This window comes from Coleofasciculus sp., assembly GCF_046565525.1.
Lineage (GTDB): Bacteria > Cyanobacteriota > Cyanobacteriia > Cyanobacteriales > Coleofasciculaceae > Coleofasciculus.
Genome location: NZ_JBKHUP010000083.1, coordinates 24,685 through 37,943, shown reverse-complemented (window position 1 = coordinate 37,943; position 13,259 = coordinate 24,685). Strand labels below are relative to the sequence as shown.

The 13,259-nt window shown below is 45.1% G+C and carries 12 protein-coding genes; 4 read left to right on the top strand and 8 right to left on the bottom strand.

The genetic code is table 11. From position 1 onward, the window contains the following. Nucleotides 1-232: 232 nt before the first annotated feature. Entirely contained in the window at nucleotides 233-448 is a 216-nt protein-coding gene (locus ACLGGO_RS25660) for a hypothetical protein (RefSeq protein ID WP_446421399.1), read from the bottom strand. Nucleotides 449-578: 130 nt separating this feature from the next. On the opposite strand from ACLGGO_RS25660, the gene ACLGGO_RS25655 reads away from it, so the two are divergent. The 3 genes from ACLGGO_RS25655 (at nucleotide 579) to ACLGGO_RS25645 (ending at nucleotide 4,628) form a co-directional block, all read left to right on the top strand. Further along, nucleotides 579-2,324 carry a mechanosensitive ion channel gene (locus tag ACLGGO_RS25655; RefSeq protein ID WP_446421398.1) on the top strand — a complete coding sequence of 582 codons (1,746 nt, stop codon included), beginning with the start codon at nucleotides 579-581 and terminating at the stop codon, nucleotides 2,322-2,324. An 864-nt stretch (nucleotides 2,325-3,188) separates the two neighbouring features. Beyond that, nucleotides 3,189-3,875 (top strand): Uma2 family endonuclease, encoded by a 687-nt coding sequence (locus ACLGGO_RS25650; RefSeq protein ID WP_446421397.1) that lies wholly within the window; start codon nucleotides 3,189-3,191, stop codon nucleotides 3,873-3,875. Between the two features lie 147 nt (nucleotides 3,876-4,022). After that, nucleotides 4,023-4,628 carry a hypothetical protein gene (locus ACLGGO_RS25645; protein ID WP_446335948.1) on the top strand — a complete coding sequence of 202 codons (606 nt, stop codon included), beginning with the start codon at nucleotides 4,023-4,025 and terminating at the stop codon, nucleotides 4,626-4,628. On the opposite strand, the gene ACLGGO_RS25640 is transcribed toward ACLGGO_RS25645, so the two are convergent. From ACLGGO_RS25640 to ACLGGO_RS25625, 4 genes are all read right to left on the bottom strand, one after another. Next, entirely contained in the window at nucleotides 4,625-6,223 is a 1,599-nt protein-coding gene (locus tag ACLGGO_RS25640; RefSeq protein ID WP_446421396.1) for an AAA family ATPase, read from the bottom strand. The genes ACLGGO_RS25645 and ACLGGO_RS25640 overlap by 4 nt on opposite strands. Nucleotides 6,224-6,433: 210 nt before the next feature. Beyond that, on the bottom strand, nucleotides 6,434-7,339 hold the full coding sequence (locus ACLGGO_RS25635; protein ID WP_446421395.1) for a pentapeptide repeat-containing protein: 906 nt from the start codon (nucleotides 7,337-7,339) through the stop codon (nucleotides 6,434-6,436). Between the two features lie 154 nt (nucleotides 7,340-7,493). Then, nucleotides 7,494-8,198: a hypothetical protein gene (locus ACLGGO_RS25630; protein ID WP_446421394.1), complete on the bottom strand. Its 705-nt coding sequence runs from the start codon at nucleotides 8,196-8,198 to the stop codon at nucleotides 7,494-7,496. Between the two features lie 214 nt (nucleotides 8,199-8,412). After that, nucleotides 8,413-8,682: a DUF6658 family protein gene (locus tag ACLGGO_RS25625; protein WP_446421393.1), complete on the bottom strand. Its 270-nt coding sequence runs from the start codon at nucleotides 8,680-8,682 to the stop codon at nucleotides 8,413-8,415. 18 nt (nucleotides 8,683-8,700) lie between these two features. On the opposite strand from ACLGGO_RS25625, the gene ACLGGO_RS25620 reads away from it, so the two are divergent. Further along, a complete protein-coding gene (locus ACLGGO_RS25620; RefSeq protein ID WP_446421392.1) occupies nucleotides 8,701-8,823 on the top strand; it encodes a hypothetical protein in 123 nt (40 codons plus the stop codon). A 250-nt stretch (nucleotides 8,824-9,073) separates the two neighbouring features. Here ACLGGO_RS25620 and ACLGGO_RS25615 read toward each other — a convergent pair whose 3' ends face one another. The 3 genes from ACLGGO_RS25615 to ACLGGO_RS25605 all read right to left on the bottom strand — a co-directional run bounded on the left by ACLGGO_RS25615 (nucleotide 9,074) and on the right by ACLGGO_RS25605 (nucleotide 13,018). After that, nucleotides 9,074-10,408 (bottom strand): hypothetical protein, encoded by a 1,335-nt coding sequence (locus tag ACLGGO_RS25615; RefSeq protein ID WP_446421391.1) that lies wholly within the window; start codon nucleotides 10,406-10,408, stop codon nucleotides 9,074-9,076. Between the two features lie 301 nt (nucleotides 10,409-10,709). Continuing rightward, entirely contained in the window at nucleotides 10,710-11,684 is a 975-nt protein-coding gene (locus ACLGGO_RS25610; RefSeq protein WP_446421390.1) for a M48 family metallopeptidase, read from the bottom strand. A gap of 131 nt (nucleotides 11,685-11,815) precedes the next feature. Continuing rightward, a complete protein-coding gene (locus ACLGGO_RS25605) occupies nucleotides 11,816-13,018 on the bottom strand; it encodes an argininosuccinate synthase (RefSeq protein ID WP_446421389.1) in 1,203 nt (400 codons plus the stop codon). Nucleotides 13,019-13,259: the final 241 nt, after the last annotated feature.

Here is a 13,259-nt window from a genome sequence, read left to right as displayed (position 1 = left end):
ATGGAGAATTTGTCAACGCCGATGCTAACGGTGCTGCCAATATCCTCCGCAAAGTAGAGATACAGCTAGGTCTTGATTGAGCCTTGCGTCAGTAGGGTGTTTTTGACTGCGCCATCCAGAGTTCTCCTCTGGAACTCTAAGAAGATAAAAGGTCGGGACGCGGCTTTAGCCCGTCCTGTAGTATCCTCTTAGAATCCCCCGCGTTTCAACCGGGGGAGAAGTCAATACAGTGTCAGCTCGCCGTGTCTGACTCAATCCGGATCAAATCTCCTCTATTGTGCAAAAAGAGATATCCTGTACCCTGAGGAACGCCAAAAAAAGCTGATTTGAGGGAGAAAAACCAACATAAGCTTGATTTTTCCCCCCAAATTCCCCATAAAGATAGAGGTAACGCCGTAATTAGCGGTACACCGTTAGCTATGACGAGCTGAGGTGAAAAATCTGGCATTGGCACAAAAACGTGGAGACAAAGATATCGATGGATTGAGAGGATATAGATACTCGATGAGTTGTAGCCCGAAAGTCACAGATTGTTTGTGAGAGCGTTTACTGTTAGAGACTATTAGATAAGGAAGACTATGAACCAAACGTGGCAAGGAATTATCCCAATTGGAGGTGTGCCCCCTTGGGTGCATCCCCTCTTAGCCCAAGACACACCAGCACCCATCCAAGAAACTCAGACTGGTCTTCAGGGAATTTGGCAAGATCTGAGTCGCTTTGTTCCCAATCTCATTGCCGCGATTCTCATCCTAGTCGTCGGTATTATCATTGCCTTGATTGCCAAGTCAATTACCAAAGGACTGCTCAATCGTACCCGTATCGACAATAAAATTGCGGAGTGGTTCGCTGGTGGTCAACAGGGGGCAGAAGCTCCGCCGATCGAGAAATGGATAGCCGGTGCCGTGTACTGGATTATCATCATCTTTACGGTGGTAGCGGTTCTACAGACGTTGAATCTCGAGGTTGTTTCTCAACCCCTGAATAATTTCCTCGACCAAATCCTGAGCTTCTTGCCCAAGCTTTTCGCAGCGGCAATTCTGTTGGGGGTGGCTTGGTTATTGGCAAGCTTGGTCAAGCTGATCACAACCCGAGGATTACGGGCATTGGGTTTAGATGAGCGTTTGGGTGAACAATTCAATGAGACACCCCGTTCCGGAGCAGGTGAGACTCAACGGCAAACCAATCAGTTCTCCCTAAGTGAAACGATCGGGAATGCTCTGTACTGGTTCATTTTTCTGGTATTTCTACCCTCCATTCTCAGCACTCTGGGCTTGGAAGGAACCCTGCGACCGGTGCAAGAGTTGCTCAATGAAATTCTGGCAATCCTACCAGATATCTTGGCAGCACTTGTAATTGCTGCGGCGGGTTGGTTAGTGGCTCAGGTTGTGCGTCGCATCGTCACCAATCTTTTGTCAGCCGCTGGAACAGATCAACTCGGAGCGCGATTTGGACTGCAAAGTGCGCCCGGAGGGAAATCACTGTCCTGGATTATTGGCACGATAGTTTATGTCTTGATTTTGATCCCCGTTGCCATTGCCGCACTGAATGCCTTAAAGATTGATGCGATCTCAGAGCCGGCGATCGCGATGTTAAATCAGATTCTCAATGCTCTGCCCAAAATCTTTACGGCAGCCTTGATTCTGTTTATTGCTTATGTATTGGGTCAGTTTGTCAAGGATTTAGTCACCAATATTCTCACCAGCATTGGCTTTAACAATGTTTATCGCTGGATCGGTGTACCAGAACCTAGCCCCAGTCGTCCTGCGCCCACTCCCCCCCCTGCCGAACAGCCCGATTTAGGCATACCTACTCCGGGGAGTGGAGCCCAAACCCGGCTTCAAGCGGAATCAACTCCCTCCATTCGCACACCGTCAGAACTGGTGGGTATTATTGTATTCGTCGCCATCCTTTTGTTTGCCACAGTTGCCGCAACGAATGTCTTGCAGTTTGAAGCCTTAACCACGATTGTCACCGGGATTATTATCATCGCGGGTCAAATTCTGGCGGGGTTAATCGTATTTGCTGTTGGCTTGTACTTTGCTAATCTTGCCTTTAACTTGATTACCAGCTCGCGATCGCGCCAATCCCAAATTCTGGCACAAGCGGCTCGGATTGCGATTATTGCCTTTTCCGTGGCGATGGCGCTACAACAAATGGGTATCGCTGGCGATATTGTCAACTTAGCCTTTGGTTTACTCTTGGGCGCCGTTGCTGTCGCGATCGCTCTGGCGTTTGGACTCGGAACTCGTGACATTGCGGCGGGTCAAGTTCGCGAGTGGTTAGCCTCATTCAAAGAAGATAGACCCCCCGGACCCTACCAATAACGGGAAAGAGAATCGAATAGCTTTGAATTCGATCCCCTGCATTTTGTGGCAGGGGATTCTGATTTTTATCACCCATTCTCACAGTAGGTTTTCATACCAAATCCGCCTATATCCGTAAATGGACGAGGTAGAAGCGCAAGCTGTCGTGCAGTATGTCATTAAAAATTAGCGCTCATCTATTTGTAGTACATGAAATTAGGGTAGATGCCTTTATTTTAAGAAATTATTAATTGTGCTTTTTGGGATTTTATAGCTTATTGTCTGAGGGCAATAGTTGCATAATAGAAATGGCGTACTGATTCAGCATTTCTAGAGAGAAATGCGATCGCGTCTCTTGTGTCGGTAGAGCCTTGATCTGCTTTGGGTTAAGGGTGGTAGAGTTGAGGTGACGCGATCGCACTATTGGAGGATTGAGTTTTAAACAGCGGCGATCACGCTAGAATAAGGTAAGATTTACTGATTCATTTGGCGATGGAAGTTCTCAAACTGACGAGACGATTGATGAACTAGGATATGTAAGTATTAATGTTCCAACAGGTTTAGCGGCTGGAGAGGTGAATGTTGTCGTTGTTTTGCATCCAGTCTTGCCAGATAATAATCACAAATTCAGTTATGATTTCTCCGATTTGGTAGGACGGTTAACTTAGCAGGGAGATGGGGTAGCGATGCAGAGGGCGCTACGGGATGAATGGTAATCGCTACTTGTTGGATACAAATGCGATTGTAGCTCTGCTGCAAGGGAATTTTCAAGCCTAGCATAAGAATCCCCACTCAGAATCTTCGATTTGAGTGGGGTGCGTTCAAGTACAGTCTCAATCCCTAATTCGGTAGGATCAGCAGAAGATCATCTCAAGTATAATCGTCATGGTAAAAGCACCCTTACCGCATTTGACCACTCCCCCTTTGGTAAATGGCGACAAGCTCACCCGCTATGAATTCGAGCGTCGCTACAATGCCATGCCTCACCTGAAAAAAGCCGAATTGATTGAAGGAATTGTCTACATGGCTGCTGCCTTACGATTTAAGAGCCACGGTGAACCTCATGGTCAAATTATCACTTGGCTCGGAACTTATGCAGCCATGACTCCTAATATTTCCATGGGAGACAACCCAACAGTTCGTTTAGATCTCGATAACGAACCTCAACCCGATGTCGTTCTCTTGATCAACCCAGAATCAGGTGGTCAAACACAACTAAGTGATGATGATTATATTGAAGGAGCGCCAGAGTTAATTGTCGAAATTGCTGCCAGTAGCGTTGCCATTGACCTTCATGCTAAAAAACAGGCATATCGCCGCAATGGAGTCAAAGAATATATCGTCTGGCAAGTTTTTGATCGCAAATTGAGCTGGTTCTATCTGAAAGAGGGCGAGTATCTGGAATTATCGGCTGATAACGATGGAATTATGCGAAGTCAAGTTTTTCCTGGGTTGTGGTTAGCCGTTGCCGAGTTATTAGCGGGGAATATGCCACCCGTATTAACGGTGTTACAAGCAGGTTGGCAATCTCCAGAACACAGGGCATTTGTCCAGAAATTAGCTAACAAATAATCATGCCCAACTGTCTGTAGATAGGTGGGAAAAATTTAGCGATCGCGACCCTCTTAAGCTGATGTTTCTAGTACAACCTAAAATTGACTGTGTAGAGACGTAGCAGGCTACGTCTTTACATAATTTGAAAGCATAAAGGTTAACATTATGGCTTACAGCGATTTCACCTCATTAGACCAACTCATTCCTTTAGGCATTAGCCAGGTTACTCCCGTGGAGAAACTTATCGATTTTGAGCCGATCGTTCCCAGTAGCTTCTTAACCGAAGCCTTAAAACGATTCGTACCCCTAGCGACTGCCATCAACACCGAAAAGGCTCGGTCTGAGTATTTAATTGCTCCCCTTTTGAGTGAACTGGTCATGCTTAATCCCACGGTTTCCTTATTTTCGGGCAAAAACTTTACGGCTGATCCCAGTCTCGGACTCAACGGCTTTGTTGATTTTTTGTTCACCGCTAACCCTGACAAGCTGACGATTAAAGCGCCCGTTGTTACCGTCATTGAAGCCAAGAATGAAAACATTAATGCAGGTTTAGCTCAATGTATTGCCACCATGTATGCCGCTTATTTAGTCAATCGACGCGACGCTGATATGGCTGCAAAAACGGTCTATGGTACGGTTACGACAGGTCAAATTTGGCGGTTTTTATCCCTGACAACTCACCTTGAAGTCTTTATCGATCTCAACGATCGCTATTTGACTCCTATTGATGAACTACTGGGTCTGTTAAATGCTTTGGTTACAGACCATTAATCCACTTCCAACGGTCCAATCCCCTTCTGTGTGGTAAAATGCTTTAACTCCTCCACCAACTGACTATCATTCGACGCCGTTCTAGCCCCCGCTTGGGCTGCCCATTGTTTCAGCGCTTCAATTTGCTCCCGTGCGATCGCGGCTAAGGGTACAGTCTCCTCGATCGCCCGCACAATATCCTCTGTGGTAAAATCTCGCCGTTGTCCATTCACCACCGTACCATAAGCCCGATGCATGGCATCAATAATCACCTGTTCAATCTCCGCACCACTAAAATTCTTTGCAAGTCGTGCTAATCGCCCTACATCAAAATCCCGTAAGCGAGAAGGGCGTAAGGGTTGCAAATGAACCTTAAAAATATCCTTGCGTTCGGCTTCCGTAGGCAAATTCAAAAAGAAGATTTCATCAAATCTGCCTTTACGCAATAACTCCGCCGGCAAAATCTGTACATTATTAGCCGTCGCCACAATAAACACAGGACTCGTCTTTTCCTGCATCCAGGTAATCAGGGTGCCAAATACCCGTCTCGATGTTCCCGAATCCCCATCAACACCAGCGCTAATATTACCAAACGCCTTATCAATCTCATCTATCCATAATACACAAGGCGCGATCGCTTCACTAATTTGAATCATTTGGCGCACCCGACTTTCACTTTCCCCGACAATTCCGCCAAATAATCGTCCTGTATCCAACCGCAATAAGGGTAAACGCCATTCATGGGCAATGGTTTTCGCGGATAGGGATTTCCCTGTTCCCTGAATTCCCACTAGCAAAATTCCCTTGGGATTGGGAATTCCATAGCGTCGCGCCTCTTCTGTAAATGCATCTTGGCGCATTCGTACCCATTGCTTGAGATTCTCCAATCCGCCGACATTTTTCAACGATTCCTGGGCGGTAAAAAAGTCTAAAATTCCCGTTTGGCGAATGGCTTGTTTTTTCTCCCCTAATACTCCATCAATATCCGTTTCATTCACCTGTTGTTTGGCGGCTAATGCCTTTGCCAGTACCCGCGCAATTCTGGCACGACTCAATCCCTGACAGGCTTTAACTAACTGTTCCCGCGCTAATCCAGTTACATTTAAGTTTTCCGGTTTAACCAAAATATTAATTAGGTAATCAATTTCCTGAGTATTGGGCAAGGGGAAATCAATAACCGTAACTTCCTCACTCAACTCTGCTGGCACTTCTAAAGTATGACTTGTTAGGATTAAAGTTTTGCGAGAACGCTTAAGTTCCTTGGTTAGGTTCTTCAATTCTCGGATCACTGGCGCGTTGCGATCGCTCTGAGAATTTTTCAAGATAAAATGCAGATCCCGGAGGACAAACAAGGTATTTTCCTGAGGATCAGTCTTCCGAATCCGATGCAGCGCCCCCATCACTGAACCCTTATCTGCCCCATTATCCTCCCATCCCCGCACAATATCCCAGAGTAAAACTTGGCGTTCCGGTTGCGATTGGGTAGCCACTGATAGCAATACTTCTTCCACCGGTTCTTCTTCAACCGCTACGATATAAAGCAACGGATAACGCGCCCGGATCATTAAATCTAATTGTTCGACTAAGGTTTGATGGGGATTAAATGTATTGGTCATTTGTCAGGAAACAGGGAATAGGGAATAGGGAATAGGGAATAGGGAATTAAAAGCCATAATTCATAATTTAGACGGGGGCGGGTTTAGTGATATCTGGGTGAGGGAAGACACGGTAGTCGTGAAACCCGCCCCTACACATTTTATGGGAGGCAGAGCCTCCCTACTAGCATTTCCAGGCGGAGCTTGGAAACGAGGTGATGAAACCCGCCCCTACATATTTTTTCTTAATTTATCGTAGTCACTAAATCCAACGGGAAAGTCTGTATGCTCATCATAATCAGCCTTGTCTAAATTAGCGTTTGTCAGATTCACCCCTCTTAGTTTAGCGCCCCTCAAGTTGGCGTCACTCAAATCTGCTCCCGTTAGATTTGCGCCCACTAGATTGGCGTGGGTAAAATTAGCTTGGCTTAAATTCGCGTAACTCAGGTTTGCCCAACTGATAATCCCTTGGGTCAAATTAGCCTCTTGCAGGTTAGCATTAGTCAAATCTGCCCCTCTGAGATTGACCCCCATGAGTTCAGCTTGATTGAGGTTTCCCTCAGCGAGGGAAACACCAGTTAGATTAGCATGACTGAGATTTGCTTGAGAGAATTCTACACCCTTGAGGATAGTTTGGTTGAAGTTAGCGCCCTTGAGGATTGCCCCAGTTAAATCCACTCGATTTAGATATGCCCCACTGAGATTAGCATGACTTAAATCAATCTCGCTTAAGATTTCCCATTGTAAACAAATCCCGCTTAAATTTGCCCCTGAAAACGCCCGATTTCCGGCTTCATAACGGTTGAGGAGTTCCTTTGCTAATCGGATGATGTATTGGGTTAAGGCTGATTCTGCTTGAGTGGCGGCGTGTTTTTCCAGAAGAGAATAGGCGGTTTGGTGAATCTCCCACAATTCATCCTCTAAGGCTTGCATGAGTATGTTTATGCCCTTTTGCCGATAATTAAGGGCGTTATGGAGGGCGGCTATTTTGGCATTCAGGGATAGGGGAGAGGATGGAGGGTTCTGACTCAACTGCTGTTTTACTCCTTCAATTCCGCCTAATACGGCGTCTCCTCTGGAGGTTGAACCGCCCAAAACCACATCAGTGTCTTGAGGTTGATTTGGATAAGCTGTCATAGATTTGGGGTTGGTGCGATCGCGCTGGCATAGACAATAAAATAAGGGCACGATAATACCGTACCCTTTTTGTGTCGTTCAGGGTTTATTGCCATCAAGAATCAACAATAAACCCTGATCTATTACACTACTTTAGAACTTATGTCAAGCTGCACTAATCAATCGCATCCCCAGCATCTTCTAATGCTCGCTGCGCTGATTTACTGGCTTGACTGGCTTTATCTTCCACGACATCGGCTGTATCTTTTGCGGCGCGTTTCGTCTTTTTGGCTATATTTTCACCCGTTTCTTGTACCTTTTCTTTCGTGTCTTGAGCTGAACGTTTGGTAGACTTAGCCACATTTTCAGCAACATCCTCGGTGTTTTCCTTCACCTCTTTTGCAGAACGCTTGGCAGACTGGCTTACATCTTCAGCCGCATTCGCCGTATTTTCTTTGAGATTTTTAACGCCTCTCTGAGTTCCCTCAGTCAAACCCTCAGTCACATTAGTGGCTGACTCCTTCACATCTTTGCCAAGTCGCTCGACTCGCTTATTAAGCGGCGCTCCTTCTCGATAATTTTCGATAAACTTCTCAGGAGTATCAGCCCTCTTCTCCAGATTTTTCTCCGCGTTCTCAATTAGTTTATCAGGATTATCTTTTGCCTGTCGAGACGCTTTCGGAGAATCTAGCCCCTGATAGTCCTTCACTTCGCCTGTAGGCGTGAGAACTTCAGTAACATTTTTTGTCACATCATCAGCCGTCTTCGCCGATACTCCACTATTGCATCCTGTACTGATGAATACAAAAATGCCAGCCAGAGCCACGGTTAATAATTGAGTCAACCGCTTGCGTTTTAGCCAAGCTATCACTCTGCTCATAAAAAATCTCCTGCATTATGTTGTCAAAGAGTTATCCAAATTGTCTAAAGCAGTAATAGACAGGATAGGTTTCAAACCCTTCCCTTGTCTAGAATCATTTAATTCAACACTTTAGCAAAATGGCATACAATATCTCGGAACGACTCAAAGCGTCCGAATGAGTGCAATCCCATATACTCAAGTTACGGTTATCGCACTCTATAAGTCACCGTTCTCAAATTAATCTAACTGATTCAGGTTGTCCTACCGAGTTGTTGGATACATTGAACCTACTGCTAAAATCAGGATTTAGAGACATATTGTTGTCAGTGTAACCGTCTCCCCCCTGTTTGTACGGATTATTAGCGCCTCCAGCTTGAACAGGAGGATTTTCTGGACGCCCACTTTGCACGGCTGTACTACTACAGGCTGTGCCAATCAATAGGATCACGCTGGCTAAAACCAACGTTACTATCTGTCGCCAAAACTCAGTCAGTCGTTTCACGCTATACTCCTAATCGATATGCACCTAACGATTGCCCAGCTTATCAGTATCCAAGCGATCGTTGTCTCTAGCCAAGGTGACATTCTACTTTATCGTGTAAGCGGCTCGTCTCTAACTGAAGACAGAGAAAAACAAACATAGGGACGGAAACTACCCATACTAAGTGGGGATCGTCATACTCAAGGGAGCGAGAAGCAAGCTACGTCAATTGTCAATTCTTATTGTAAGGGTTTGCGAAATATTTACAAAACTTAATATACTTGGGTTTATTTGCACCAACCTACTTATGGCATTATGGAACGTCTGGAACATTGCTCCGGGAGTATATACAAAGCTGCTCAAGTATTTCCGCTCCTCCTGTGCTCTCCATCTCAACCGCAAACTTTTCGGTCTACTGATTGTCAGGTTTCTCTTCCAAATTGGCATAGTCCCGAAGCTGAGAAAACACTCGGTAAGCATCTAGCTTAAATTCTGAACTTATATTATTATCCATTTTTATCAGATTATATTGAACATTATCTGTATGAACGGCAAAGGTTATTTTAAACACTTCAAAAAATGTAATCACCCAACTACATTCATCTTCCGGATACTTGGTATAATATTGAATCAAGTTAGCAATACAATTTTCTAGGTGATTGCGCGAATTGGGACAAATCATAATAATTTTCAGTAAGAGCATCGCCAGAGTTAAGTGATGACCTTGAGACATGAGCAGAATAAAGAGTGGTGACGGCTCATCTTGATTTTCCGTAGTAAAATAATCAATTAAACGGTTACAGGTTCTCAGGAGTAATGCCGCCTCTATCGTTGCCTCATGGTAATCTTGATAAAGATTATTTAATTTTTCGGTTAAGGTTTGATTTAAAGACTCAACCAATTCTTTCTTTTTTACTGAGAAAATTAGATAATTTTGTAAACTTTTTTTAAACTTTCTATAGCTTAACTCTTGGGTTTGCTCTAGAAATATATTAGCTACATTTTTATAACTAAACAGCCCATGTTTAACGACAATCTTTTTAACTAAATCAAGAACTTTATCTCCTAAACCTGTAGGATTTTGATGGATTGGTTCCCGGTGGATTGCTGATTGAGAGTGCGCCGTATACATCGCCAAATCAAACTTGAACTGATCTTTGAGCTTTTTGGACAAGATTCTGGCGGCTTCACGTTGCTCCACCGGGTTGTGCGGATTTGTATATTGAGGAACAAGTAGATAAGATATATAACGGTTACTCCAATGACCTGGTTCTGAAGTTCCTTGTTGAGTAATAAATAATTGAAGTTCGTGATAGTCTGGACTGTTAATAAAACTTAACAGCCACGTTCTTTGACGGCTTAATGTGGGTGATAATCTTTTGCGAGTAAGTTGAACATTAGAAAATAGACTAATTAAGTCTTGACTAGCATTAAAATTTCTTAAAATATACCAATTATTGATAAGAATATAACAAGATCGTTTAACTGTATTTTGGAATTCTTTTTCATCATTAGCAAAAATAATTTCTGATAAGGCTTTAATCGCTTCCGGATTACCTTCTGAAGCATTATAGTCAATAAATAACAACTTAAATTCTTGCAGAACGGTTTCTGGAGGTTGCTGTCTAACCGTATCTAGTAAAAATTGATAGATAACATCCTGTGCCTGCTGAATAGGGAATCCTAGCGGGTTGGGTTGAGTACGAGACTCAGTATGATGAGTGTCTAAGATAACTTCCCTGATCATGAAAATCCTAAAGGACGCTTACGCCCTTACTGAAGGTCTAATAGTAGCAAGTTGATGACACCCTGCGTCAAGGCTACCGCTCATCGGCGTGTTCAGCTTGACGATCTCAAAATTGATATTGGCATAAACTCATCATATATATTTTCGCGAAAATATATAGACACATCTGTTCCCCTACTGCAAAGGATAGAGCAGCAGGGGAAGCTGGGGGAGCTGGGGAAGCGTTTAACGTGGCGATAGTCCGCTTAAGTCAGCGCGGCGAGGGTTGATAGCGAAGACAGCGCTTACTACAGACGAACCCTTAAGAATGATCAGACTCAGACTTAATCCGATTAATTTCCCGTTGCAATTCGTCAAGTTGACGCTTTAATCGTTGCGCTTCCTGGTTTTGAGCCGCTTGTGATGGCACATCTACCGATCCTTCATCCGTCACTCGTCGATAATTACCCTGACGAATTTGACGATACTCTTCTGATTTGACCCACTCTCGCAGATAGCGCAAGCGTTCAACTGGAAAAGGATGGGTGAGAAAAGAACCATTCCCACCGTTGTATAATAAAAATTTATAAATTTGATTAAGACTATCTTGGTCAAGGTCTTGAAACCGTTCAGATTGGCGGATGAATTCATCAAGGCTGCACTCATGACCATAAGCATGAGAACCCCCCGATAGTTTCATCATCGTTTTCATTACAATATTGATATCATCGATAACCAGTAAAGCCGCCCGATCTGACGATAACTCTGCTTTACGCCGCCATTCATAAAAGGCAAAGAGTAAACCACTGCTGACAATATTACCAATACCAAAGGTTAGATCTCCCAGGAAGGCAGCCGCACCCATCGCCCAGATTCCCATCTGAATTAAAATCGTGTGACCGCATTTGATATGTCCGAGTTCATGTGCCAAAACGGTGCGAATTTCGACTTCACTGAGTAAGTCCAATAACCCTGTATTCAACACAATATACGGATTGTCTTGTCCCAAGGCATAGCTATTCACTTGGGGGTTTTGACTGACAAATAGGGTGGGTTCTGGATGGATATCTAAATCTCGCACACATTCGCGGAATAAGCTGTAAATCGTGGAATATTGGCGCGGTCCTACTTGGATACTGTTGCCCATCAGATAGACGAATTGGGGACGTTCGTAGATAAATTCGACGAATTTGCGGGCAACCAGGTTAAATCCAGGAACACTCCGCAAGGCATCCTCGGCTTGTTGGTCTAGGGGGTGTCGGAAGGCGTCGCTAGAAATTCCAGGATAGGTGGGCATAGGGGGATTGAAGCTACAACGTGGACGTTTGTCTTTCTATGCTAGCGATTTGTAGAGACGTTCCGGTGGAACGTCTCTCCTCTCCGGTGGAACCGAATTAAGGCTGGTGGGCATTGCCCACCCTACTGGGTTTAACCTCTGGTTTTGGCTGACCAAACGCGAGTGGGTAATCCCCAAATGTAGATAAAGCCTTCAGCGGCTTTGTGGTCAAACTGATCTTCAGAGGTATAGGTTGCCAGTTCTGGGGTATAGAGGGAATTGCTGGATGTTCGTCCAACAATGGTGGCATTACCTTTGAAGAATTTGACCCGCACGCTTCCTGAAACTCGCTCCTGAGTTTGCTGAATGAAGGCATCTAGGGCATCTTTTAGGGGAGAGTACCATAACCCCCTGTAAATCAGTTGGCTATAGGTATCTTCAATCCCCCGCTTATACTGGCTCACATCAGCGGTCAACGTCAGGCTTTCTAAGTCGCGATGGGCGTGGATTAAGGTTAACAGAGCCGGGACTTCATAAATCTCTCTGGATTTAATGCCGACAACCCGATTCTCAATCATATCAATCCGCCCAACCCCATGATTTCCGGCTATCTGGTTAAGCTGAGTAATCAGGGATACAGGGTCAAGTGCTTGACCATTCAGCGAGATCGGAATTCCTCGCTCAAAGCCAATATCCACGTATTCTGGATCATTGGGAGTATCCGCGATCGCTTTGGTCATCAGATAGATTTCTTCGGGCGGTTCAGCCATGGGATCTTCGAGAATCCCCGCCTCAATACTGCGACCGAGCAAATTACGGTCAATACTATAGGGGGAGGATTTTTTCACCGGAGAAGGAATCCCAAAACGTTCCCCGTAGGCAATCGTCTCTTCCCGGCTAAACCCCCACTCCCTTGCTGGTGCTAGAACTTTCAAGTTAGGGTTGAGTGCGGTAATCGACACATCAAACCGCACTTGGTCATTCCCTTTACCCGTGCAACCGTGAGCCACGGCATCTGCACCATACTCTTGGGCAGCTTCTACCAATAATTTAGCAATCAGCGGACGCGCCAGTGCTGTGGACAAGGGATAGCGATTTTCATACAGCGTATTTGCCTGAATCGCTGGAAAGGCGTAATCTTTGACAAACTGTTCAGTCGCGTCTACCACCAGGGATTCGGCGGCACCGGATTTCAACGCTTTTTCTTTGATTGGGGAGAGCTCATCACCTTGACCTAAATCGGCGGCTAGCGTGATCACCTCTTTAACACCCCACTCCTCTTTGAGATAAGGGATACAGACGGAGGTATCGACTCCTCCTGAGTAGGCTAGTACAACTTTTTCAGCACGACCCATGAATTTCTCACCCTGGGAAACAACCAGGACATCATTCTAATCCGAAACGAGTGGAGTTTTGAGTTTTGACCCAACGCTAGGCTCATAGGATATGGTTTGATCATGTCCGGCTGGGCAGTTGCGTCTATCGAGACGTGGGGGACTGGGGGAGCGATAGAACCCCGCTCTCAAAGGAACGAAGGAACGAAGGAACGAAGTGGAGTAGGGTGGGGGTGCCTTCACTCCCCCAGGCAAAAAGCAG